Source organism: Paractinoplanes maris, assembly GCF_023544465.1.
Classification (GTDB): Bacteria; Actinomycetota; Actinomycetes; order Mycobacteriales; family Micromonosporaceae; genus Actinoplanes; species Actinoplanes maris.
Window position 1 is genome coordinate 110,180 of the sequence record NZ_JALPVL010000014.1, and the last position, 23,523, is coordinate 133,702.

Sequence of the window (23,523 nt, forward strand, 5' to 3'; positions counted from 1 at the left end):
TCCTTAAATGATTTTGGCTGTGCGCAAGCGCGCGCGCTCCGTTTCGTCCAGGCCCAGCAGGCCGCCGTACACCTCGTCGTTGTGCTCGCCCAGAGCCGGTCCGGCGGTCCGCACGGAACCGGGGGTGGCCGACAGCTTCGGGGTCGCGTTCTGCATCGGCAGTTCGCCGAAGTCGGGGTGCGGCACCGAGACGATCGCCTGGCGGGCCGCGAAGTGGGGGTCGGCGAACATGTCGCGGGCCCGGAAGATCCGCCCGGCCGGCACGCCGTTCTCGTGCAGGACGGCCAGCAGAGCCTCGGCGCCGAGCGTCGAGGTCCACTCGGCGATCAGCCCGTCGAGCTCGGCCATCGCGGCGCCGCGGGCGGAATGTGTGGCGTAGCGCGGGTCCTGGGCCAGCCCGGGCCGGCCCATCGCGGTGGCCAGGCGGCCGAACACGGTGTCCTGGTTGGCGGCGATCAGGATCAGGTCGCCGTCGCCGGTCGGATAGACGTTGCTGGGCGACACGTTGGGCAGGGTGGCTCCGGTGCGCTCGCGCTGATAGCCGGCCACCGCCCACTCGGGCAGCAGCGACTCCATCATCGCCAGCACGGCCTCGTAGATCGCCGAGTCGACGATCTGACCGCGCCCGGTGCTGGTGCGGGCGTGCACCGCCACCAGCGTGCCCAGGCAGGCGTACGTGGCCGCGAGCGAATCACCGAGCGAGATGCCCGCGCGCACCGGCGGCCCGCCGGGCTCCCCCATGACGTACCGGATCCCGCCCATGGCCTCGCCGATCGAGCCGAACCCGGCCCGGCTCGCATAGGGGCCGTCCTGGCCGTAACCGGTGACCCGGGTGATGATCAGGCCCGGATTGGTCTGCCACAGCGTCTCGGGGGCCATGCCCCAGCGCTCCAGCGTGCCCGGCCGGAAGTTCTCGACCACGATGTCGGCCGTGTCGATCAGCTGCCGGATCAGGGCCTGACCCTCGGGTGTCCGCAGATCACACGTGACCGACTTCTTGTTCCGCGCCACCACCGGCCACCACAGCGATTTGCCGTGCGGTTTCTCCCGGCCCCACTGGCGCATCGGGTCGCCGCGCCCCGGGTCCTCCACCTTGACCACCTCGGCGCCGAAGTCGCCCAGCAGCTGCCCGCAGAACGGCCCGGCCAGGAGCTGCCCGAACTCGACCACCCGCAGATCTCCCAGCGGCCCGGTCATGAGCGTCCCCCCATCATCGTGGCGCGAGCGTTGTAGAGGTGGGCTCGCATGATCGCCTCGGCCCACTCCCCGGCGCCGGCCCGGACCGCGGCCACCATCTCGACGTGGTGGTGCAGGCTGCGCAGCAGCGCGTCCGGCGCGTAGTCGTGGAAGTTCTGAGTGACCACGGCCGCGTGGGTGACGCCGCGCAGCGCCTGGGCCAGCGGCGGGGAGCCGGCGGCGTCGATGAACAGGCCGTGGAACCGCCGGTTCAGCTCGACGATCACGGTCAGATCCTGGTGGCGCCCCGGCTTCCCGGCCCGCAGCATCGTGGTGGCCAGCTCGTCCAGCTCGGCGATCTGCTCCACATCGAGGTTGGGCACGGCCTGGCGTACGGCATAGGGCTCGAGCCGCAGCCGGAGCTCGAAGATCTCCCGCAACTGCTCGGCCGACCAGGTGGCGACCCGGGCCCCCCGGTGCGGCTGGATCTCGACCAGGCCCTCGGCGGCGAGCCGGGACAACGCCTCGCGGATCGGCGTGCGGCTCACCGACAGCCGCCCGGCCAGCTCGGCCTCGCCGAGCCGGGTGCCGGACGGGATCACCCCGGAGAGGATCTCGTCGCGCAGGGACTGCGCCGCCTGTTCCGCCGCTGGTCGCACCGGGCCTCCTTGCCGTTGATTGCATGCAATCCTTGCCATGATCCCCGTGTTTCCGCAAGAGTGGCTCCATGAAAACGTCGGATTGTATGCAATGACGGTCTCGATCGTCGAGGTCGCCCCGCGCGACGGGCTCCAGAACGAGAGCGCCCTGGTGTCCACCCCGGACAAGCTGGCCCTGATCGGCACGCTCGTGGCGAGCGGGGTCCGCCGCATCGAGGCGGTCAGCTTCGCCCACCCCCGGCGGGTGCCGCAGATGGCCGACGCCGAGTCGGTCGCGGCCGGGCTGCCGCGCGGGGCGGTGTCGTGGATCGGGCTGGTGCTCAACGAGCGCGGGCTCGACCGCGCCATCGCCGCCGGCCTGGACGAGGTCAACGTGGTGGTCGTCGCGACCGACACGTTCAGCGAGCGCAATCAGGGCGTCCCCACCGCCGGGGCGATCGCGGCCTGGTCCCGCATCGCCGGCCGGGCCCGCGAGGCCGGGCTGCGGACGACGGTGACCGTGGCGGCAGCGTTCGGCTGCCCGTTCGAGGGCGAGGTTCCGGTGTCCCGGGTCCGCTCGGTGATCGAGGCGTGCGCCGAGGCGGGACCCGACGAGCTGGCCCTGGCCGACACGATCGGCGTGGGTGTGCCGGCCCAGGTCCGGGCCCTGCACGCGGTGGCCGATCTCGGCATCCCGTTGCGCTGGCACTTCCACAACACCCGCAACACCGGCTACGCCAACGCGCTGGCCGCGGCCGAGCTGGCGGGCTCGGCGCCGGTGGCCCTGGACAGCAGCGCGGGTGGCATCGGCGGCTGCCCCTTCGCCCCCGACGCGACCGGCAACATCGCCACCGAGGACCTGCTGTATCTGTTGCACCGCAGCGGCTTCGACACCGGCGTCGACATCGAGCCGCTGCTGCCGCTGGCTGCCCGCCTGGGTGAGCTGCTCGGCCACCAGGCCCCGGGTCAACTGGCCCGGGCCGGCCTCTTTCCCGGTTCCCTCCCGGATTCCGTCTCCGGGGGCCGATGAGTTTCCCCGCCGCCCCCGGTCTGGAAGGCATGGCGAAAATCATCTCGACCTTGTTCATCGCGGCCGACGGCGTAGCCGAGATCGACCCCGACTGGCACTTCCCGTATTTCGACGAGAACATGGGCCGCGCGGTGGCCGAGGACTACGACACCGCCGACGTCCTGCTGATCGGCCGGGAGACCTACGACAGCTTCGCCGGCGCCTGGCCCGAGCGCGAGGCCGCCGGCGGCGAGGACGCCCCGTTCGCCAAGCAGCTCGGCGACATCCGCAAGGTGGTCGCCTCCCGCCGCCCCCAGCGGTTCACCTGGCGCCACTCCGAGGTGATCGACGGCGACCTGCTCGACGCCGCCACCACCCTCAAGTCCGACCCCGCCGTCAACGGCATCCTCGTCCCCGGCTCGATCTCGGTGGTCCAGCAACTGCTGGCCGCCGGCCTGGTCGACGAACTACGCCTCTACGTCCACCCGGTGGCCGCCCGCAAGGGCCGCCGCCTCTTCGACGAGGGCGACACCCCGTACCACCTGAAGGTGACCACGACCGAGCTCTTCCCGACCGGCGTCATCCGAGTCATCTACACCCCGGCCGGCGACATCGAGGGCAAGGTCGCGACCGAGTGACCGCACCGGCGCCGGCGGTCAGGGAGTGAGGTCGACGGTGGCTTCGCCCTGGGCGCCCTTGACCGTCCACTCGATGGTCGAGCGGCCGTTCGGAGTCGAGTCGGCCGGTGCGACCAGTGACAGCAGCGGGACCACATCATGTTTGGACACCGGCGACCCGGCCGGGAGCGGATCTTCACGGTCCAGGGTCAGATAGACCAGCAGACCGGCCGGTTTGCCGTGCTCAAGGCACAAGGCGTCGGCAGTCACATCGGCGACGCCGCTCTTCGAGCCGGCCAGACGATTGAGCGCATTGCGGTGCTTGGGGTCGCTGCCCGGAAACGTGTCCGGCCGGTCGCTACGCCGTTTCTTGTTGATCGCCTGGGCCGGGCCCAGACCGGGGAAGTCGTAGGTCGCCATGTTCTTGAGCTGAGGCCACACCACAACCGCCTGGTTGAGCCGCCCCTGGTTGAGCAGGCGGCGGTAGAACCGGACGACCGGATCGATGACCTCCCGGTACCCCTCGTTCCAGCGCAACTGCTCGAGCATTCGCACGAAAGCATCCGCCTCGACCGGCAGCACCTTGGCCTCGAAGGTTCCCTCGACCTTGGGGCCGCGGCTGGACACGAAGTGCGCCGAGTTCTCCCGACCGGCCCGGGCGAGGAGCGGGACGATGAGGTCGTAGTTCGTCCGCTTGCCTTCGTCGTCGTCCTGGGCCGGTACGCCATAACGGTCCTTGAGGCTGCCCGACTCCCCGACCGTCCGGATGACGGCGTTGAACATCTTGGTGCGGGCCGCCGGCCTCAGGTAGGGCAGGTGCTGACTGACGATCGGCGGCACCTGCCACGGTTCGAGCGCCGACGCGCTGCCGTCCTCGGCGACCGACTCGTACTCGGCGAGGCTCTCGCGCAGGGCCATCTCGTCGCGCATCAGGCCTTCGAACGCCTCGTAGAGATCGACCCGCTTGGGGGTGCCGGCCGGATCCCGCCGGATGTAGAGGCGGACGAGGTCGCGGTAGCCCGGCCGGAACCCGAACCAGCGGCCGGCCTGCATGAGCGTGTCGCCCTGGAGAGCCCGGCGGGTGTAGAACGAGATGGTCAGGCCCTCGACCGTGAACCCGCGGCTCAGCTTGGCTCCGCCGATCAGGATCCGCCAGACCTTGTTGCGGTCGAAGTCGAGCTCCTGCTGATTCCGCTGTGCGACCTCGTCACTGTTCACGATCAGCACCGGGTTCCGGACCTCGCGGATCCGCCGGTAGGCCTCGCCCATCGGTCCGATCAGGTCGTCGAACGACCCGGGCACCGGGTAGCCGCCGGATCGGGCCCGGCAGACCGGCCGGTAATCGGACTCCCACAAAGCTTCCAGCCGGGCCAGCGAGGCCGCGGAGGTGTAATCCGCCTTCTTCCACACGTCGAGGACGAGTTCCGCCATCTCCTCGTGGTCGTCGTTGCGCACGGTCTCGTGGACCAGCATCGTGTGGTGCCGGTAATGCGCGGCCCCGGCCTGCTCGCGGAAGACTTTGATCGCGCCGGCCAGCACGAAGGAGTCGAGAGCGGCGAGCATCTCGGCCTCGCGCTGAGGCAGGTCGTCCGCGGTCTCCGGCGGCGGCCCGACCCGCCGGATGTAGGCCACTTCGTTGGAGGTGGCCGGGTCGTCCTTGGGATCCTCGCTGTTCCACTCGACGTCGTGGAAGTGGCGGACGCCCATGTAATCGGCCGGCTCGGGGAGGGGCAGGATGAAGTTGCGCGGGAAAATGCCCTCGGCCTGCGGATCGACGAAGACGTTGGCCGCCGGCGTGGCGGTGTACATGACCAGCTGGGCCCGCGGCAGCCGTTTGAGCAGATCGACGATGGCCTGGTTGATGGCGGTGCGTTCGTCGGTCTTGGCCGGGTTCTTGGTGTTGACCGACGCCAGATCGGACTCGTCGTCGACGATCAGCGTGGGCAGCTGATCCAGGCCTTTGCTCTTGGCCAGGTCCTTGGCCAGCTTGCGCAGCACGTGGGCGTTCTTCTTGACCACGAGCAGCCGCACCGGGGCGGACTGGAGATTGACCGGGTCGTAGTACGGCCGGCTGGAGTCCTTCGGGTACAGCTTCATCGTGCCCGGCCCGGCCGTCAGGATGTCGAAGTCCTTGTTGAGCCGGGTGAGCCGCTCGATGGCCGGATAGCCGAGGTCGCCGAATCCGTCGCCGTGCCGGACGAACTCGTCCTGGGCCCAGCCCTCGTCGTCGGCGTAGTCGAACTCGGCCGCTGTCTCGCTCTCCACTCCCTCGAGCAGGTTCTCCCGCCCGACCAGCTCGCGGTCGATGCGTCGCTGGGTCTGTGAGCGCAGCAGCTCGATGGTCCCGGTCATCACGATGACGAGGCGGTAGCCGGCGTCGATGGCCTTGGCGATGACACCGGTGAAGTTCGCCGTCTTGCCGCTCTGCACATAGCCGACGACGAGGCCCTTCTTCTGCAGATGCTCCGCCGGCCCGGCCTTGGTGGGGTCGGCGATGCGCCGGATGACCTTGGTGGTCGCCTCATCCAGCTCGGCCACGGTGCCACCGTGCCAGCCCCGCTGGTCGAGCAGGTAGTCACGGTAGTGGGGCCAATAGAACGCCCACTGCTCGAGCCGCTTCCCCTCGTACCACGGAACCCATTCCTCGTTGATCGGTCCCGGAGGCTTCACAGTGGCGACCGGCGCCAGCAGGTCGAGGCGAGCCGCGGCGCCGGCCGGGAGCCGCAACCTCTCATAAACCCACTGACGGCGCTCAGCCGTTCGCGGTGCGGTGCCCTCGGCCTTCCAAGCCGGGTCCTCCGCGAGATCCCACTCGGCCAGCAGCAGAGCCAGATGGCGCAGGGCAGCGCTGCTCTGTTGATTGTGTGCCAGCAGGAGTTGCTCGAGGTCGTCGGCGGTGGCGGGCGGCAGGTCGTCGTCGAGGTAGGCGTTCATCGGTTTGAGCAGAGCGGACGGGCCGTTCTTGCGCAGTCCGGTGACGGCACTGTCGAGAGCGGTCTCCCAGGCGGCAATGGTCACGTCGCGCTCCCGGTCACAAACGCGTCGCCCGGCGACGGTGGCCGGCCGGGCTCGAGGGTGGTCACATCGATCGCGTAGCTGGCGCCGACGATCAGCGACGGCTGAGCGCACCCGCGCTGGATCACCGCGCGGTTCAGCACCGGAAAGCCGCCGTCGACCTCGTACGCCGTCGCCGCGCTGCGCAGCCTCCGGCAGTCCTGATAGAGCGGACGGTCGCGCTCGCGCCAGCCGGCCAGGCCCAGCGAGATGTCGAGCGCGCCCACTTCGGGTCCGGCCGCGGTGCGTACGTCGTCGATCAGCCCGGCCAGGCTGCGTCCGACGACCGGCGTGGCCGCCGTGATCTGTATCGAGACCAGCCAGAGCGGCGTGCCCGGGGTGGGTTGCAACTGCTCCAGGCTGCCGATCGTGTGGCGGCGGGATTCCGTACGGGTCGTCTTGACCTCGAAGCAGGCACCGGGAAACACGAAGTCGTGCTCGTTGCGGGCGAAACCCTTCCACGCCGGCACCGCCGCCCCGGGACCGACCTCGCGGATGCACGACTCCAGGAAGAGCATCTCGCCGTAGAGGCCGGTCTGTTTCTCGGCCGACAGACTGCCGACCCGGGTGAGCAGGTCGCCGAACGTGGTGAGCGACGACCGGACCGCCGCGCCGAACGGCAACCCGTCCTGCTGGATCAGGTCGGCGATGTCGCTGAGCAGAAGGTAGGCCTCGTATTCGCTGTCGCCGTAGCGGATCAGCAACTCGGTCCACTCCGCACCCTCGTCGCGGACGACCCGGGCCTCGACGTACTCGTAGAGCGAGAGGTCGGGTGGCTCCTGGCCGTCGTGCGGGGTGCGCAGCGCCATCTCGCGGCGCGGCGGGTCGATGTCGATGCGGCAGCGGGGGTTGCCGGGGACGCCGATGGCCGCGGGCGCTCCGGCCAGATAGTCGGCCAGGGCCTCGCGGGACAGATGCCGTTCGGCGATGGGCGCGCTCATCGGCGGGTGCTCCGGTAATTGAGCTCGGCCTGCACCGCGGCGCCGAGCACGGCGTCCCAGACCTCGAGCAGGTCCTTGTCGCGCGGGCCCCACTGCTGGCCTTTGAAGTGGTCCTCGGTGAGCAGGAACATCAGCGTCTTGAGGAGCGGCGCGTCGCTCAGGCCGGTGGCGCCGCCGGTGAGCACCGAACGGTACTTCTTGTTCAGATAGATGGTCCGGGTCTCGCGGTCGAGCTCGAAGAAGCGTCCGGGGGCCATGGCGTCCCAGCGGATCTGGACGGGCTCCTCCTCGGTCCGCAGCGGCACCTCGGCCTTGATGACCCGCCGGACGTCCTCGTGCAGGCCCTTGGCCGGCTCGGCCATCGGCCGCCGCTTGTGCTGGCGTTTGCGGGAGTCGGCCAAGACGGTCTCGGTCCTGCTCAGGTAGTCGGCGAAGGTCGTACGGTGGTCGGCTTCGTCGACGGCCCGGGTGATCGCACCGTGCAGGTCGTGGCTGAAGACGATGCCCTTCTTCTCGGGGTTCAGCCGCACGTGCGGAGCCAGGGCCGCGAAATCGTCGAGCACGACCCGCGCCAGGGCTCGGGCCCGATCGGCGGTGACCACGTCGTTCCAGCCACCGGCCTGCAGCAGCCGGTCGTGGCGGTAGACGTAGAAGCCCTGGAAGTCGGCGCCGTCCCGGCCGTACAAGCGGTAGTTCGGCCCGCCCGCTTTGGGCGGCACCACGTGGCAACGCAGGGGGATGCGGTCGCCGCCGACGTGGGCGACGAGCGTGCGCGGATAGCCGGGAACGGCGGAAACCGCGAAGCCGAGCGGGTCGACGGCGGCGACCGACTCGGGGATGCCGGCGCGGCCGAGGTCACGGTCGTAGATGTCGATGTCGATCCGCAGGCGCCCGGCCGCGATCAGCCGGTGGTAGACCAGACCCAGGTGCTGACTGAGACGGGTCCGGGTGTCCTCGACCCAGTTGCCGAGTCCGGCGCCCCCGGTACGCGGAAAGCGGGTGTCCGACCAGCTGACGATCGTGCCGGTCACTCCACCGACCCGGGAGAGCAACGCTTCCGGGTGCAGGGTCGTGGGGTCGAGCACCTCGCAGCTGTAGTCCCGCTGGACATCGCCGCGACGCAGACGCCGGCCATGCCGTTCGCCGCCCGCCGGGGTGGTGCGGACGGTGATGGTATCGGCGTGGCTGAAGGAGGCGGCCTTCAAGCCGATGCCGAAGTGGCCCTGGTCGCGGGCGCCGTAGTCGCGCTGGCGCCCCAATCGCATGGCTTCGTCGACCTGGTGGCCGTCCATCCCCCGCCCGTTGTCGGCGACGTGCAGGCCGACCGGCTGGACACCTTCGGTGTCGAACCGCACGAGAACCCGGTCGGCGCCGGCGTCGACGCTGTTGTCGATCAGGTCCGCGACCGCGGACTCCATCGTGTGGTGCACACCCAGACCCTTGATCATGCCGGGGTCCGGTTCCAGCACTCTGCGCTCGAGCACGTCGCTCACGCCTGCCAATCTAGGCGGGAAGATTTGGCCTTTTGCGGCTTTCGCGCAACACCCACCCACCGGGGTACCGCAGTCGCGGACGGGATGAGTATCGGCACTCACGCGCGGCCGGGGCGGCGGCAGCACGATGAGCGGCATGGATATTCCTGCCGCACCCAAGGTCACCGCCGCGTTCTACATTCAGGCGGCCGCGTCGTTTGTCGTTGCTCTGCTCGGTCTGGCCGCCGGCATCTTCTATCTGCCGGTGGGCGGCTGGATCCGGGCGTTCCTGGGTCTCGGTCTGGCCTACGTCGTCACGTCGGCCTTCACGCTGGCCAAGACCATCCGGGATGCCCAGGAGGTCGGCACCGTCGTCCGGCGGGTGGATCAGGCCCGGATAGACAAGTTCATCAACGAGCACGACCCGTTCAAGACGCCGTCATGACGCGAGTCCGACCCGGCTCGTGCCGGCCAGGAACTCGGCCAGGGCCGGGCCGGGCATCGGGCGGGCGAAGTGGTAGCCCTGGCCGTAGGTGCAGCCCATCTCGACCAGGCAGCGCGCCTGCTCGGCCGTCTCGATGCCCTCGGCCACCACGTGCAGGCGATACGCCTTGGCCAGGCGGACCACGGCCTCGGCCACGGCGTAGGCGTCGGGGTCGGTGTCGATGCCCTCGACGAACGAGCGGTCGATCTTGAGGACGCTGACCGGCAGGGTCCGCAGATAGCTCAGCGCCGCGTATCCGGTGCCGAAGTCGTCGACCGAGATGCCGATGCCCATGTCGCGCAGTTCGCTCAGGCGGGCCACGGTCTGCTCGTCGGGCTGCAGGATCACGCTCTCGGTCAGCTCCAGTATCAGGCGGCCGGCCGGGAAGCCGGTCTCGTCCAGGATGCCGCGGATGGTCTCGACCAGGCCGGCCTGCATGACCTGTCGCGCCGACAGGTTGACACTGAGCCAGACCCCGTCGGCGTCCGGGTTGCCGGTCCGCCACCCCGCGGCCTGGCGGCAGGCGTCGCGCAGCACCCACTCCCCCATCGGGATCACCGCGCCGGTCTCCTCGGCCAGCTCGATGAAGGCGCCCGGCATCAGCAGCCCGCGGGTCGGATGGTTCCAGCGCACCAGCGCCTCGACCGCCATCCGGTCGCCTCCGGTCAGGTCGACAACCGGCTGGAAGTGCACCACCAGCTCGTCGTTCGCCACCGCGCGCCGCAGCTCGGCGTCGCGCGCGTTGGTGTCCAGCTCCGGCGTGTAGACGCAGTAGCTGCCGCGGCCGGACCGCTTCACCGCGTACATGGCGGCGTCGGCGTGGGCGATCAGCTGCTCGCTGTCCGGGGTCGTCTCGTCCCGGAACGCCACACCGATGCTGGCCTCCACGCCGAGCACCAGGTCGCCGAAGATGACCGGCGTCCGCAGCGCGTCGACCAGCCGCTGGGCGATGGTCTCGGCGACGGCCCGGTGGGGCAGCGCGGGCAGGACGACCGCGAACTCGTCGCCGCCCAGGCGCCCGGCCGTGTCGCCGGAGCGGATCACCGCGCGCAACGCCGTCGCGACCGCCTTGAGCACGGCGTCGCCGGCCTCGTGCCCGTACGCGTCGTTGATCGGTTTGAAGTGGTCGAGGTCGATCAGCAGGACGGCGCTGTGCCGGCCCTCGCGCAACGGTTGCCGGGTCAGCTCGGCCAGGCGCTCGGCGATCAGGGCCCGGTTGGACAACCCGGTCAGCGGGTCGGTGACGGCCAGGCGCCGGTTCTCCTTCTGGGCGTACACCTGGCGAGCGATCACCAGGGCGGTCAGGGCGATGGCACCGAAGATCATGCCGCCCAGCGGGAACAGCGTCTGGTTGCGGGCGGCGAAGGCGAGCAGGCCGTAGGCGAGGGCCACCGCGACGTACGGAAGCCAGCCCAGCCGCCCGCGGCCCGGAAGCTGACCCTGGGCCAGGCTGTCCTGGCGCAGCCGGCGGTGGACGGCCAGCAGCGAGAAGAAGGCGCCGGTGGCCCACAACACGAAGGGCCAGCTGCCCGGCTGGAAGCCGATGCCGAACTGCACGTACCCGATGGTGTAGGTGCTGTCGGCGACCACCTTGAGCGCCATGGAGCCGCCCAGCAGACCGACTGCGGCACCGGCTTCCGGGCGGCGCAGGAGCAGCGTGATGAGCGCGAAGACAAGGAGCAGATCGAGGACGGGTACGGCGGTGGAGAACAGGATGACGACCGGGTCCGCGCCGGGCGTCTCCATGAGCGGGCCGATCTCCAGATACCACAGCGCCATGCAGGCGCCGGCCACGACGATCAGCGAGTCGATCAGCAGCTTGAGGCGCTCCGTCGCGCTGCGGTGAGCGACCGGATACATCAGCAGGCCGGCCACGACCAGCGGGATGGCCGCCGTGTACAAGTAGTCCGAGAAAGCCGGGTACGAGGGCTGTTCGGGCAGGAAGTTCTGCATCAGCGAGGCCGAGTGCGCCACGACCTGGGCGACGAAGGACGCCTCGAAGAGGATCCAGGCCCGGCGCTCCCGCCGGCCGAGGCGACCCTTGAGGATCAGCCACAGACCCAGGGCCGCGGTCAGCAGCGTGGCCGGGAGGTAGGCCAGGTCGTTGATCACCCTGGCCTGGGCGTCGCTGCCCCAGCCGGTGACGGACTGCACGAGGATGGTCCCGAGCACCGCACCCGATCCCCACACGGCCGCCGTCAGCAACCGGGCTGCGCCCGACGCTCGCCTTTGTCCCATGTCCACACGATCGGCAGCGAACCGGCCGGCATGAACACCCCCACCGGTTGCCCGCCGGTCGCAATCATGGTTGATAATCCCCGGGCACACGATCAACGGGGAGAAGTGATGAAAGAACGTCTGCTGGGCCGGTTGATCCCGGCGTTTCTGGTCGGAGCGGGGTTGCTGCTGGGTTCGGCGGCACCGGCCGTGGCGGCCGAGGACGACGAGCTGACCGCCGTCGCCCGGCCCGACGGCACCTCGCGCACCCTGCTGCTGGGCGGCAAGCCGACGGTCGTCCGGGGTCTGCAGATGACCGTGGACGGCGGCCGGGTCGTCCCCGCCTTCTCCCTGGCCTACACCGCCACCCAGCTCAGCGGGACCGTCGACTACACGGGTACGACGTGGGCCGAGGCCGGGGCCAACCGGCTGGCCTACGTCCAGTGGGTGATCGAGCACGGCTATCCGTCCAGCGACCGGGCCGCTCTGATCGCCGCCGCCGGGGTGCAGGTGCCCGCGGGCGCCTCCCGGGCCACGGTCGACCTCCTGCTCAGGATGGGCACCCAGGCCGCGATCTGGAAGGTCCGGAACAACGTCTCGCTCAGTGCCTGGCGCTCCGGGGCCGGCGCGGGCGCCCAGAACGAGTACGCCGTCATGCGCAAGGTCTACGACTACCTGACCCGCGTCGAGATCACCGCGCCCGAACCGCAGCGCACGGTGACGTTCGAGGAGGGCAGTTTCGTCGATGCCCCCGACCTGTTCGTGAAGGGCCCGGCGAACCGGATGACGGTCGAGGTGGAGAACGGCTACGCCGTCACCGACAGCCGCTACGACGGCGGCACCTGGCTGATCACCCGGGTCGCCAACGGCGGCGGACTCACCTTCGTCCGGTCGATCGACCCGGACGAGGACACCACGGTCACGGTGACGGCCGAGCACGCCGTCAACCCGGGCCTGGCGTTCGTGGCCGAGGGTGGCCGCCCGCCGCTGACCCCCGCGCTGCCGTACGGCGACCCGGTCTCCGGCACCTTCGCGAAGAAGTTCCCGGCCTGGGGGTCGAATCCCGCCCCGCAGCCCAGCCCGCCGGCCGGCAGCTCCCCCACCGCGACGCCGACCGCGTCCCCCAGCAAGACGCCCAGCACCACGCCCAGCGCCACTCCGACCGGCGGCACGGGCGGTGGCACCGGCGGCGGCGACGACGGCGGCCTGCCGGTGACCGGCGCTCCCACCGGCACCGTCCTCGGCGGTGGCCTCGTGCTGCTGGCCGCGGGCGCCGTGGCGGTCCTGCTGGTCCGCCGGCGCCGCCTCCGCTTCACCTCCTGATCGCTCGCGGGCCGGGGCGGGATGCCGCCCCGGCCGGCGGCCGGGACCTCACAGCCAGCCGGCGCGGCGGAGCAGCCGGTGCAGGACGAAAGCGCTGACCAGCAGGAGCAGCAGGACGCTGGGATATCCGTAGCGCGAGGTCAGCTCGGGCATGTGGGTGAAGTTCATGCCGTAGATGCCGGCTATCGCGGTGGGCAGCGCGGCGATGGCGGCCCAGGAGGCGATCTTGCGCATGTCGTTGTTCTGGTCGACCGTCAGCTGGGCCAGGCGCGCCTGCAGGAGCGTGTTGAGCACGTCGTCGAAGGCGACCACCTGCTCCACAGCCGCGGTGTGATGGTCGGCGACGTCGCCGAAGTAGCGACGGATCTCCTTCGGCGGGTCGCCGAACTGCTTGCCGGCCAGGGCGGCCAGCGGGCGCTGGAGGGGCAGCACGGCCGCCTTGAACTTCATCAGCTGGCGTTTGAGCTGGTAGATCTGCTCGACCGTGACCGGTGTGCCGGGCGCGAAGACCTCGGCCTCGGTCAGCTCGATGTCGGTCTGCACGGCTGCGGCGATGTCCACGTACGCGTCGACCAGGCGGTCGAGGATGGCATGGACCACCGCCCACGGGCCCCGGGCCAGCCGCCCGGGCTCGGCGCTGAGGTCGGCGCGCAGCGAGCTGAGCTCCATGACAGTGCCCTGCCGCACGGTGATGACGAAGTGCGGGCCCACGAAGAGGCGGACGAACCCGGTGCTGACGATCTCGCTGGTGGCGGTGAGCCGCTCGTGCTCGACATATTGCGCGGCCCGGACGACCAGGAACACCACATCCTCGTACCGCTCGAGCTTGACCCGCTGTTCGCGGTGCAGAATGTCCTCGACCGCCAGCGGGTGCAGGCCGAAGACGTCGGCCACCCGGCTCAGCGCGGCCTCGGTGGGCTCGTGCAGGCCGAGCCAGACGTACGCGCCGTCCTGCTCACGAGCCCGCTCGAAGAGCCGCGGCAGGTCAGCGGCCGAGCCCGGGCTGTCGACGGCGACCCCGTCGACATACAGCGCGCAGCCCACGATCGCGGTGTGATCGGCGCGTCCCCGGCCGACCGGCCGGGGCGGCTGCCAGGTGCGTCGGCCGTCCACCACTCCCACCCCCTGTTCACCGATTCTGTCGTACCCCCGGCGGACACTAGACCTGATGAACGGCGAACTGAGGCACGGGAGGCGACAGTGAGACGAGAGGCGAGCATCGCGCACGTCGACCTCGACGCGATGTTCGCCGCGGTCGAGCAGCGCGACAAGGTGTCGCTGCGGGGCCGGCCGGTGATCGTCGGCGGAGTGGCCGGGCGTGGCGTGGTGGCCACCGCGTCGTATGAGGCCCGGCGGTTCGGTGCCCGCTCGGCGATGCCCACCGCCGAGGCCCGCCGCCGCTGCCCCTCGGGCACCGCTTTCCTCGCGCCCCGGTTCGCGGCTTACCGCAAGACCAGCGAGGTCGTCATGGCCCTGCTGGCCGAGGTGTCCCCGCTGATCGAGCAGGTCTCGATCGACGAGGCATATGTGGATCTGGCCGCGGCCGGCCGGCACGACCTCTCCCTGCCCGGTGTGACCGCCCTGGCCGACGAGATCAGGGCGGCGATCGCGGCCGCCACCGGCGGGGTGACCGCGTCGGTCGGCGTCGGCACCTCGAAACTCGTCGCCAAGATCGGCTCCGACCTGCACAAGCCGGACGGGCTGACCGTGGCCCCGCCCGGCGGCGAGCAGGCCCTGCTGCATCCGCTGCCGGTGACCCGGCTGCCCGGTGTCGGCCCGGCCACCGCCGAGCGGCTGCGGCGCTCCGGCCTGCACACCATCGGCGACCTGGCCCGGGTGCCGCTGCCCGACCTGATCGACTGGTTCGGCCGGGCCCACGGGGCGGGGCTGCACCGGCTGGCCCGGGCCGACGACGACCGGCCGATCGTCGGTGAGCGCGAGGCGAAATCCGTCTCGGCCGAGGAGACCTTCGACGTCGACCTCACCGACCGGGTCCGGCTCAACGCCGAGCTCGACCTGCTGGCCACCCGGGTGGGCGGCCGGTTGCGCGCGGGCGGCCTGTCGGCCCGCACGATCACCATCAAGGTCCGGCACTACGACTTCACCACGATCACCCGCGCCGCGACCCGCGCCCAGCCGACCGACGATCCCCGCCAGGTGGCCCAGGCCGCCCGCCGCCTGCTGGCCGAGGTCGACACATCAGCCGGCGTCCGCCTGCTCGGCGTCGGCGTCACCACACTGGCCGGCTTCGTGCAGGACGACCTGTTCGCCACCATCACCGACAGCGAGCTGGGCCAATCAGCCGAGCCGGGCAAGCCGAGCCACCCGGGCAAGCCGAGCCACCCGGGCAAGCCGAGCCACCCGGGCAAGCCGAGCCACCCGGGCGAGCCGAGCCAGCCCACCGAACGGGGTCGGCCGAGCCACCCGGGCCAGCCTGCCGAGCCGGGCCAGCCGGGCGAACCGGTTGAGTTCCAGCCGGCGAGCACCAGCGTGGCCCTTCGGCCGGCCGTGGTCTCCGACTGGCGGCCCGGCCAAGATGTGCGGCACCACGACCACGGGCCGGGCTGGGTGTGGGGCAGCGGCCGGGGACGCGTCACCGTCCGTTTCGAGGGCCCGACCACACCGCCGGGTCCGGTGCGCACCTTCCCGAGCGACGACCCGGCCCTTCAGCCGGCCGACCCACCGGAGTGGAGATGACCGCGACCGCCTTCCACGGCGGCCATCCGGCCTGAGACCGTCGATGTCACCGGACACCGCGGCGACCACCCAGATCCGGTCGCGCCCGCGCGCCTCCGCGAAGCGCCGCCTCACGACGTTCAACCAGCGCGGCCGCGCCCGCGCGCCTCCGTGAAACGCCGCCTCACCACGTTCAACCAGCGCGGCCGCGCCCGCGCGCCTCTTCGGAGCGCCGCCTCGCGGGGTTCAAGCGGGGCAGTCGCGCCCGCGCCACCAGGTAAGGCATTGCGCGAACCGTTTCCGGTTCGGCAAACTAGACCTGGAAGTTCGAAGAACGCAGGATCTTTAGCGTGTCGTATCCGTCTATCGTCATGTACTTTCTGAAGTTGCGCGGGTCGCCAGCATAGGCTTTGAGCAAGTTCACTACCGGCGCAGTGATGGCATGACAATGCTGCATGACAATCAGGTCGGTTGCCGCCTCGCTCAGCATGTCGACTTGGTTAACATTCTCTCTCAAGTCGGCGGTAGTCATAGGAGAGAACTTCGCGGGCCACTTGAACGCTACGGCGGCGCGTAGTGGACTTCCTTCGATTGACAGTCTATTTTGAATCCAAAGGACGAGTTGTTCGGACCCCGAAGCCTGCGGGACATCAGGCTCACCGAGAATCTCGGCGAAGGCTTGTCTCACGGCCTCTTGGGGCACGCCTTTTAGCAATTCAAGCTCGGATCTGGACGGCCTGCCGCGGAAATCGACGTGAGAAAACTGATCGATCATGCTTGGCCATACCCGGGTAGAATTTCCACCCAGCCAGCCAGCCTCATTCGAGCGCATCGGATCCCAGCGTCGAGCTCTTACTAGGGGACGGAGGCCAATCTCGGTGGCTTCGACCCCGGTGACATACCCGAGAAGGAATTGTCGGTTGGTGCCGGACAGCTGGCCTGGCGCGGAACTGCAAGTAAGGCGCGACGCACTGTAATCACCTTTGACCCGTACATCATTGTTCGTATCAAGGCGAGCAGTGAATCCAGCACGTGCGGCCGTATCCTTCCCCGTGCGCACCGCCGTCCAGGATGCCCCAGCTCCTTTGAAAGAGATAGCCTGCTCCAGCCAGACAAGTTGCCCAGCCCGGAGAGTTCCTCGCTGTTGCTCGATCGCTAATGAAGGGATCTCGCTATTCGAGAGATAGTCCGTCACACTCTTCTCGAGTACATCCATTCGGAATGTCTCATAGAGAGGATGGCTCTTGTCTGGCATTCGTTGAGCAAGATTCGCGAGTTGGTCATCGGCAAACAGGTTGCACACCAGCTTTTCATGCAGAAACCATGCGTCTAGTCCCGAACTCTGACCCATGCTTACCATACTTCCACGCCTGTGCAACTGGCGGCGAACCCGGCCATTGGAGTTCTGGCCTCAGCCGGGAGGCAGGGTGGTTGCTCGAGCCATCACGCGACTCCCCGTCTGTGAATTCGCGATCGATAGTGAATTCGGCCAAGGTTTACCGGCTAGAACGGCGGCTCGTCGGCTAATTCGAGTGGCTTCACATCGAGCTTTCCCGCGTCAAACAGGACACGCGAAACGGAGAATGCGTACGTGAACGAATCATAGTCCAGCCATACTTTTTCTCTCATGTGCTCATGCCATCGTGACTCCCGCATCCGGATCATTGGGATGGCGTATGGGGGATCGACCGCGATTAGATGGCTCGAGGTGATAACCCACTGTGGCGGACAAAACTCGATAACACTTGTGAGGGGCTCAGAGCTCCCGCTGGTTGCGGACCTGTTAGCTAGCTCGAGCATCGCCTTCAACGGCGAAAAAACACTGTCCGGACCGAAGCTCCTGTCGCCTGGATACTGAGCCAGCCCAATCAATTCCTCGCTCAATTCCACTAAAAAATCCTCTGCTCCTTGGTCAGAGCGCCATCTGAGATCTCGGAGCGGCCGCGCATCGATACTTTCAATCTGCACAGGCAAATCTTGGTTTGGGTGCGGCAGCTCCCCGAAGGGCCCTGGCTCAGGCCGTTGGAATCGAAGATAAAGAGTCGTGCTCCGAAGCTTTACTCTGCAGCCGTCACGGCTAATTAGCCCAAGCTTCGAGGCGCGCATGAGGGCCTCGAAGAGGCCCCGATGAGACGGCCGCTCTTCCACGTCCTGGAACGTTGTGGCGTCATTAGAGCGACTTTCCGCCAGCCTCTCTGAGAGGATATCTGCAAGTTCCTCACGGGTACGCCGAAGCTCACCCTGAGCTTGTGACACCTCTTCCGTCAACGAGGCCAATCCGGCGGCCGTTTCCTCCTGTTGGCGTTCGATCTTTTGCTGCCCTCGGCGTACTTGGTCGAACTGATTTTCAACATGCATTCCGTATACGGCCAGTGGGGTGAACAAAAGCAGAGCTGTCCCCGCATTTACAAGGACACCTGACCACCAGACTGAATCACTAACTGCCCAAGAGCCAGCGAGCACCAGAATCCCTAGAACTACGGAGACACCCGCATAGAACCATCGATTCTTAATGATCGGCCTAGCCCAACGCTTTATACCGATCCGGGGACGACTCATCTAGGCTCTCCGCTCATCCTGGGCTCGGGGTGATGGTATCTAGCCGAGGCCACGTGCGGGACGGTGGCGAAGTACAGCACACTCGATAACCCGTCAGCGATCTCCGCGGGAAAAGGTGGTGCATTTCTCGCGGGCGGTGGCGCTGAGGGGCGGCTAGGCCCTCGCATCGGCCGAGCTCTTGTAAACCTGTACAAGCCCGCCATCGAGGAACCGCCTACCTCGTGAGCTAGTTAAACGGCCTGGCAACGGGTTGCCCGGCGCGGTGATGAACCGGTTCGCATGGTGCAACGTCCGGCCCTCTCCGGAGCGCCGCGTCACGGGGTTCAGCCGGCGCGGTCGAGCAGTTGCCTCAGCCGTACGGTGTCGGCGGCCGACCAGCCCGGCGGTGGGGCCAGGGCGGCCCAGCCGTCGGCCACGCCGGAGCCGTAGACGTGACCGTGACCGGCCGGCACGTTGATCGCGAAGACCTGGTCGACCGCGGTCTGCCAGAACGTGACCAGCGGATACCAGTGCATGTCGGGCGATACGTCGGGCCCGCGCGGGTGGTCGAGCCAGGCCGGGCGCTGGAAGATCAGCTCCGGGCTCCACCAGACGATCGGGTCGGAGGAGTTCTGCAGATAGACCACCGCCGGTGGCCGGGCGCCGGCCGGGGTGCGCAGGTCGGGCGGGTGCTGGGTGAACTCGACCGTGCCGGCCGTGAACACCGGATCCCAGATCGGGCTGCCCGGGTCTCGCGTGTCGAGCAGGGCCTGCCGGATCGGGTTGGCGAACGGCGGCCCGACCAGCAGGATCCCGTCGGCGCCGGAGGTCATGGCGGCCGAGTTGGCGAACGCCGTCTCGGTGCCGAACGAGCCCAGGCTCTCGCCGAAGAGCAGCAGCTTGGGCCGGGTCGCCGCCGGCAGTTCGGACCATCGGGCGTGCACCGCCGTGATCAGCGCGGTCGCCGACTCCGACACCTTCGACTGGTCGGCCAGGAACGAGATCCAGCTCGGCAGGTACGAGTACTGCATGGAGACCAGTGCGGTGTCCCCGCCGTACATGTATTCCAGCGCGTCGGTGACGTTGTGGTCGACCCACCCGGTGCCGGTCGGCGTGACGACCCCGATCACCGCCCGGTCGAACGCGCCGGCCCGGTCCATCTCGCGCACCACGACCTGGGCCCGCGCCTGCGCCGACTCCGCCGTCTCGAGACCGGCGTAGAGCCGGACCGGCTCCCGCGCGGGTCGCCGGGCGAAGGCGGTCAGCTGGTCGACGGTCGGGCCGGTGCCGACGAACTCGCGGCCCTGGAGTCCGAGCGAGTGCCACGGCGCGGCCGACATCGGGCTGCCCGAGCGGAGCGCGGTGCGCGGTGCGACGATGCCGGCTGTGGTGCGGCCGTTGGCCAGCGAGGCCGTGCGGTCGGCCGCCGCGAGCAGGTTGTCGACCAGGAATCCGTCGACGAAGCCGACCGTCAGATAGGTGACCACGGTCAGCCCGACGCCGTACGCGATCGGCCGGGGCACCCGCACCCGCCGGCGCAGCAACCGGGCCAGCCGGCGGATGCCCAGCCGCAGCAGCCGGGCGATGCCCAGCAGGATCACGAAGGTCAGCACGCTGACGCCGACGATCCGGACGATGTCGTAGGTCGCCAGGGGCTCCATGTCCAGGCGGGCGCGAAGCTCCTGCTGCCATTTCGTGCCGAGCGCGAGCATCGTCAGGCCGCCCAGCACGGCCACCGCCAGCAGGGCCCACCAGGCGACGCGGGTCGCCCGCGGAAACCGGCGCCGCCACATCAGGCGGACCAGGGCGCCGAGGGTGGCGCCCGCGCCGTAGCCGATTGTCGCGGTCAGCCCGGCCACGATGCCCTGCAGATACCAGGCCCGGGGCAACAGTGACGGGGTGAGTGCCGCGCAATAGAACAGCACCGCCACCGCCGCCCCGGCCAGCCCGAGCCGGGCGCGGACGAGTCGGTCCGAACGACGGGCCGGCTCCTGGCCGGTGCTCATCGACGGCTCTAGCATCCCGCTCACCCGCTCCCGGCCGGTGTTGGCTTCAGCCGCTGATGACGGCGTCACCGCCGACGTCCAGCCGGAACGGCGGGGTACGCGTCGTCATCGGCGCCGTACGAGTCGACAATGGCACCGAACGGGCCACCGGGATAGAGCCCGGTCGCGGTCAGGACAATGGCGCCGATCAGCGCGAACAGCCGTGATGCCGCTATTTCCCCCGTTCCCGGGGGCGTGTGACGACGCTCATCGCGATCTTTTCCGCGCCCGTGATAGTCCGGGGGCAACCGGTCACGCTCGCTGCGAGGAGGCATCGATGAAACTTTCCCTGTCCGGACCGCGTTCGTTCGGGGTCGCCGCCCTCCTGGTCGCGGCGGCCGCGGGTTGCGGGTCGGGATCCGGCACACCGTCCGGCGGCGCCCAGCCGGCGACCGGCCCGTCCCCGGCCACGTCGGCGGACTGGGCGGACTCGGCGAACTCGGTCGACATCCACAACTTCGCCTTCGACCCGGCCGCTCTGACGGTCAAGTCGGGGGCCGCCGTCACCTGGACGTTCGCCGACTCGACCGATCACACAGTGGTGGCGGACGACAACTCGTTCTCGTCCCAGCCGATGGGCGACGGTGAGACCTTCAGCCACACCTTCGGCGCGGCGGGCCCGCAGGCCTACCACTGCTCGATCCACCCGTTCATGAAGGCGGCGATCACCGTCGAGTAAGGAATCCGGCCGGGCAGATCGAGGACATTCGCCCCCGATCACGCGCCGCCGGTTGTAGCGTGCGGCAGGTCGAAGGGCACGCTCGGAAGCTGTCCAGACGAACGGGGGCACCACCAATGAAATCCACTCTTCACCGCACTGTGAGCGCGCTGGCCGTGGCCGGGGCGCTGGTGCTGAGCAGCGGGGGCATCGCCGCCGCGGCGTTGCAGTCCAAGCCGCTGCGGGCCGAGGTCGTCCCGAGCTCGACGACGGATCAGATCCTGGCCAAGCCGCTGCGGGCCGAGTAACCCGCCGCCGCGAGACCCGGTCGCCGCTCCGCCACGGTGGGGCGGCGACCGGTGTATCTCCGGGCCGTGCCGTTCCTCCTATCGAGGTCAGAGCAAGCGGCACGGAGGCAGGACATGGAAGTTCTGGTTTTCTTCGACATCGGCGGCACGCTGGCCGACGTGACGGTCGGCCCGGGCCCCACCATCGCGACGATGGACGTGCTCCCCGGCGTGGCCGACGTCCTGCGCTGCCTCAGCGACGGGGGTCTGCGGCTCGGGGTCCTGTCCGATCCGGGACCGATCCCGACCAGCGAGGTCGACCGGGCGCTCCGCGACGCCGGCCTCGGTCCGTTCTTCGACCCCGGCCTGGTCATCTACGGCTCCAAGTCGACGCCGGCCATCTTCCACCGGGCGGCGGCCCAGTCGTGCCCCGGCGCGCGGCTCGTCTTCGTCGGGGAGAACGACGGCGAGCGGGCCCGCGCAACCGAGGCCGGCTTCGACGTCCGGCCGAGTCCCGCGGTTGCTCTGGATCTGCTGGACAGCTGACACCCAACCCATCACGGAGGGCCACATGGCCATGTCACTGGAATCCTTCAATTACCACGACACCACGACGGTCGGTGCGCAGTCGCTGGAGGGCGCGACCCGGCGCTTCGGCAGCGACGAGACCGCGGCCCGGCACTACCTCGACGAGCTGCTGCAACGCGACGAGCGCCCGACCGCCCGGGCGATCGCCGAGCCGGAACGCCCGGAGCTGGTGCCCGGCCTGGTGGTCGAGGCCCAACGTGACCTCGGTCCGCTCGGCACCCATCAGGTGCGCTTCACCCAGTCCTATCAGGACATCCCGGTCTTCGGTGCGGCCGCCGTCGTCGAGCTGACGCCGGACCGCCGGCTGGTCAGCGTGAACGCCGAACTGGGCGAGGTCACCGGGGTGAGCCCGGTCGAGTCGCTCAGCCGGGCCGACGCGCTCGATCGCGTCCGGGAATACACCGGCGCCACGATCCCGGCCGACGCCGTCGCGCGGGGCCGGCTGATGTTCTATCAGGAGGCCGAATCCGGCGCCTGGCACCTGGCGTGGTTCCTGGGCGAGCTGCCCGCCGCTCCCCCGGACGACAACGACGCCGAGGGCGCGGACCCGGACGAGGCGATGGACGGGCACGGGTTCGGGCGCCGGCCGCTGCCGGTGAGCTACAACTTCCTGGTCGACGCGCACGACGGCGAGATCCTGTTCACGTACAGCGCGGTGCCGACCGCCGGTCCGGCCACCCCGACGCGATGCACCGGGATCGACGAGGACGAGAAGCCCCAGGTCTTCTTCGGCCGGTTGTCCGGTGCGGGCACCGCGGTGCTGCTGGAGGACGAGTCCCGCTCGGTGCGCACCTATGATCTCCAGTTCGCCGACATCGACAACGATCCCCCGGTGCCGCCGCAGACGGTGCCGGCCGACACGAGCGATTACGGCACGACCAACCGGGCCGCCGTCTCGGCCCATGTCAACGCGGCGCGGGTGCAGGACTTCTACACGTCGGTGCTTCAGCGCGACGGCATCGACGACCGCGGCATGGTGCTCATCTCGCTCGTCAACACGACCGCGGCCGGCATGCAACCGCCGCCGGCGCTGCTCAACGCCTTCTGGTGGCAGAAGCGCATGTGGTACGGCCAGATCGAGCGCAACGGGCGCCTGGTCAGCCTGTCCCGCTACCTCGACGTCATCGGCCACGAGCTGACCCACGGTGTCGTCGAGAGCACCTCGGGGCTGGTCTACGCCACCCAGTCCGGCGCCCTCAACGAGTCGTTCGCCGACAGCCTGGGCGTCATCATCAACAACTGGTACACCGCGCCCGACCGGGACGACGTGGCCACCTGGAACTGGGAGATCGGGGCCGGGCTGCGCAGCAACGGCCTGCCGCTGCGCGACTTCGCCGACCCGACCCGCACCGGGCACCCCGACCACATGAACAAGTTCCGGAGCCTGCGGCCGGGCGAGAAGCCGGGACCCGGCAACGACAACGGGTGGGTCCACGTCAACAGCAACATCCACAACAAGGCGATCCACAACCTGCTGACCACGCCGGGCTTCACCGTGCAGGACGTCGCGGTGCTGGTCTACCTCGGCCTCACCCGGCTGACCCCGCTGGCCACGTTCGCGGCCGCCCTGCAGGCGATCGTCGACGTGGGCCTGACCTACTTCGGCGGCAGCCCGGACCGCGACGCCAAGATCGCGGCGATCCGTCAGGCGTACGGGTCGGTCGGCATCAGCTGACCCCGATCCCTCAGCCGAACCGCCGGGCCCCGCCGCACCTCGGGCCGAACGGACGCGGCGGCGACGCAGGCCCGCGGCGACGTGGATCCGGCGGTCGACGCGGAGCCGGCGGTCGACGCGGGCCT

The 23,523-nt window shown here is 69.6% G+C and carries 18 protein-coding genes; 9 read left to right on the top strand and 9 right to left on the bottom strand.

From position 1 onward, the window contains the following. Positions 1-3 precede the first annotated feature (3 nt). Together NAG42_RS35375 and NAG42_RS35380 are read right to left on the bottom strand one after the other, a co-directional pair. Complete coding sequence (locus NAG42_RS35375; RefSeq protein ID WP_250036408.1) at positions 4-1,197, bottom strand: CaiB/BaiF CoA transferase family protein; 1,194 nt, start codon at positions 1,195-1,197, stop codon at positions 4-6. After that, a complete protein-coding gene (locus NAG42_RS35380) occupies positions 1,194-1,835 on the bottom strand; it encodes a GntR family transcriptional regulator (RefSeq protein WP_250036409.1) in 642 nt (213 codons plus the stop codon). The genes NAG42_RS35375 and NAG42_RS35380 overlap by 4 nt, the downstream gene beginning before the upstream one ends. A gap of 91 nt (positions 1,836-1,926) precedes the next feature. Between NAG42_RS35380 and NAG42_RS35385 the strand changes: the two genes are divergently transcribed. After that, entirely contained in the window at positions 1,927-2,844 is a 918-nt protein-coding gene (locus NAG42_RS35385; RefSeq protein ID WP_250036410.1) for a hydroxymethylglutaryl-CoA lyase, read from the top strand. Between the two features lie 29 nt (positions 2,845-2,873). Next, positions 2,874-3,461, top strand: coding sequence for a dihydrofolate reductase family protein (locus NAG42_RS35390; RefSeq protein ID WP_250036411.1), 588 nt, complete (start codon positions 2,874-2,876; stop codon positions 3,459-3,461). A gap of 18 nt (positions 3,462-3,479) precedes the next feature. On the opposite strand, the gene NAG42_RS45190 is transcribed toward NAG42_RS35390, so the two are convergent. Genes NAG42_RS45190 through NAG42_RS35405 form a run of 3 tightly spaced genes read right to left on the bottom strand, consistent with a single transcriptional unit; the run spans position 3,480 to position 8,928 of the window. After that, positions 3,480-6,458 carry a Z1 domain-containing protein gene (locus NAG42_RS45190; RefSeq protein ID WP_250036412.1) on the bottom strand — a complete coding sequence of 993 codons (2,979 nt, stop codon included), beginning with the start codon at positions 6,456-6,458 and terminating at the stop codon, positions 3,480-3,482. Next, entirely contained in the window at positions 6,455-7,435 is a 981-nt protein-coding gene (locus NAG42_RS35400; protein ID WP_250036413.1) for a PD-(D/E)XK motif protein, read from the bottom strand. Before NAG42_RS35400 ends, NAG42_RS45190 begins: the two co-directional genes overlap by 4 nt. Next, positions 7,432-8,928 (bottom strand): ATP-binding protein, encoded by a 1,497-nt coding sequence (locus tag NAG42_RS35405; RefSeq protein ID WP_250036414.1) that lies wholly within the window; start codon positions 8,926-8,928, stop codon positions 7,432-7,434. Before NAG42_RS35405 ends, NAG42_RS35400 begins: the two co-directional genes overlap by 4 nt. A gap of 136 nt (positions 8,929-9,064) precedes the next feature. Between NAG42_RS35405 and NAG42_RS35410 the strand changes: the two genes are divergently transcribed. Then, positions 9,065-9,352 (top strand): YiaA/YiaB family inner membrane protein, encoded by a 288-nt coding sequence (locus NAG42_RS35410; protein WP_250036415.1) that lies wholly within the window; start codon positions 9,065-9,067, stop codon positions 9,350-9,352. Here NAG42_RS35410 and NAG42_RS35415 read toward each other — a convergent pair. Continuing rightward, positions 9,347-11,629, bottom strand: a complete 2,283-nt coding sequence (locus NAG42_RS35415; protein WP_250036416.1) for a putative bifunctional diguanylate cyclase/phosphodiesterase — start codon at positions 11,627-11,629, stop codon at positions 9,347-9,349. The two genes, NAG42_RS35410 and NAG42_RS35415, sit on opposite strands and share 6 nt — an antisense overlap. Before the next feature lie 108 nt (positions 11,630-11,737). Here NAG42_RS35415 and NAG42_RS35420 point away from each other — a divergent pair, with 108 nt between their 5' ends. Beyond that, entirely contained in the window at positions 11,738-12,931 is a 1,194-nt protein-coding gene (locus NAG42_RS35420; protein WP_250036417.1) for a thioester domain-containing protein, read from the top strand. 48 nt (positions 12,932-12,979) lie between these two features. On the opposite strand, the gene NAG42_RS35425 is transcribed toward NAG42_RS35420, so the two are convergent. Next, positions 12,980-14,044 (bottom strand): magnesium and cobalt transport protein CorA, encoded by a 1,065-nt coding sequence (locus NAG42_RS35425; protein ID WP_250036418.1) that lies wholly within the window; start codon positions 14,042-14,044, stop codon positions 12,980-12,982. Positions 14,045-14,131: 87 nt separating this feature from the next. Between NAG42_RS35425 and NAG42_RS35430 the strand changes: the two genes are divergently transcribed. Beyond that, on the top strand, positions 14,132-15,628 hold the full coding sequence (locus NAG42_RS35430; protein ID WP_250036419.1) for a DNA polymerase IV: 1,497 nt from the start codon (positions 14,132-14,134) through the stop codon (positions 15,626-15,628). Positions 15,629-15,920: 292 nt separating this feature from the next. On the opposite strand, the gene NAG42_RS35435 is transcribed toward NAG42_RS35430, so the two are convergent. Both NAG42_RS35435 and NAG42_RS35440 read right to left on the bottom strand, forming a co-directional pair. After that, positions 15,921-16,958 (bottom strand): hypothetical protein, encoded by a 1,038-nt coding sequence (locus tag NAG42_RS35435; protein WP_250036420.1) that lies wholly within the window; start codon positions 16,956-16,958, stop codon positions 15,921-15,923. 1,531 nt (positions 16,959-18,489) lie between these two features. Continuing rightward, positions 18,490-20,166 (bottom strand): alpha/beta hydrolase, encoded by a 1,677-nt coding sequence (locus NAG42_RS35440; RefSeq protein WP_250036421.1) that lies wholly within the window; start codon positions 20,164-20,166, stop codon positions 18,490-18,492. A 301-nt stretch (positions 20,167-20,467) separates the two neighbouring features. Here NAG42_RS35440 and NAG42_RS35445 point away from each other — a divergent pair, with 301 nt between their 5' ends. The 4 genes from NAG42_RS35445 to NAG42_RS35460 all read left to right on the top strand — a co-directional run bounded on the left by NAG42_RS35445 (position 20,468) and on the right by NAG42_RS35460 (position 23,398). After that, positions 20,468-20,869 (top strand): plastocyanin/azurin family copper-binding protein, encoded by a 402-nt coding sequence (locus NAG42_RS35445; protein WP_250036422.1) that lies wholly within the window; start codon positions 20,468-20,470, stop codon positions 20,867-20,869. 116 nt (positions 20,870-20,985) lie between these two features. After that, positions 20,986-21,156: a hypothetical protein gene (locus NAG42_RS35450; protein ID WP_250036423.1), complete on the top strand. Its 171-nt coding sequence runs from the start codon at positions 20,986-20,988 to the stop codon at positions 21,154-21,156. Positions 21,157-21,270: 114 nt separating this feature from the next. Next, complete coding sequence (locus NAG42_RS35455) at positions 21,271-21,681, top strand: HAD family hydrolase (protein ID WP_250036424.1); 411 nt, start codon at positions 21,271-21,273, stop codon at positions 21,679-21,681. 25 nt (positions 21,682-21,706) lie between these two features. Next, entirely contained in the window at positions 21,707-23,398 is a 1,692-nt protein-coding gene (locus tag NAG42_RS35460; RefSeq protein ID WP_250036425.1) for a M4 family metallopeptidase, read from the top strand. Positions 23,399-23,523: the final 125 nt, after the last annotated feature.

What these genes read in the sequence shown, in the direction of transcription:
- NAG42_RS35375 (WP_250036408.1), bottom strand. Translation starts at nt 1,197, where the DNA reads ATGACCGGGCCGCTGGGAGATCTGCGGGTGGTCGAGTTCGGGCAGCTC.
- NAG42_RS35385 (WP_250036410.1), top strand. Translation starts at nt 1,927, where the DNA reads ATGACGGTCTCGATCGTCGAGGTCGCCCCGCGCGACGGGCTCCAGAAC.
- NAG42_RS35415 (WP_250036416.1), bottom strand. Translation starts at nt 11,629, where the DNA reads ATGGGACAAAGGCGAGCGTCGGGCGCAGCCCGGTTGCTGACGGCGGCC.
- NAG42_RS35445 (WP_250036422.1), top strand. Translation starts at nt 20,468, where the DNA reads ATGAAACTTTCCCTGTCCGGACCGCGTTCGTTCGGGGTCGCCGCCCTC.
- NAG42_RS35460 (WP_250036425.1), top strand. Translation starts at nt 21,707, where the DNA reads ATGGCCATGTCACTGGAATCCTTCAATTACCACGACACCACGACGGTC.
- NAG42_RS35450 (WP_250036423.1), top strand. Translation starts at nt 20,986, where the DNA reads ATGAAATCCACTCTTCACCGCACTGTGAGCGCGCTGGCCGTGGCCGGG.
- NAG42_RS35455 (WP_250036424.1), top strand. Translation starts at nt 21,271, where the DNA reads ATGGAAGTTCTGGTTTTCTTCGACATCGGCGGCACGCTGGCCGACGTG.
- NAG42_RS35400 (WP_250036413.1), bottom strand. Translation starts at nt 7,435, where the DNA reads ATGAGCGCGCCCATCGCCGAACGGCATCTGTCCCGCGAGGCCCTGGCC.
- NAG42_RS35435 (WP_250036420.1), bottom strand. Translation starts at nt 16,958, where the DNA reads ATGGGTCAGAGTTCGGGACTAGACGCATGGTTTCTGCATGAAAAGCTG.
- NAG42_RS35390 (WP_250036411.1), top strand. Translation starts at nt 2,874, where the DNA reads ATGGCGAAAATCATCTCGACCTTGTTCATCGCGGCCGACGGCGTAGCC.
- NAG42_RS35440 (WP_250036421.1), bottom strand. Translation starts at nt 20,166, where the DNA reads ATGCTAGAGCCGTCGATGAGCACCGGCCAGGAGCCGGCCCGTCGTTCG.
- NAG42_RS35420 (WP_250036417.1), top strand. Translation starts at nt 11,738, where the DNA reads ATGAAAGAACGTCTGCTGGGCCGGTTGATCCCGGCGTTTCTGGTCGGA.
- NAG42_RS35410 (WP_250036415.1), top strand. Translation starts at nt 9,065, where the DNA reads ATGGATATTCCTGCCGCACCCAAGGTCACCGCCGCGTTCTACATTCAG.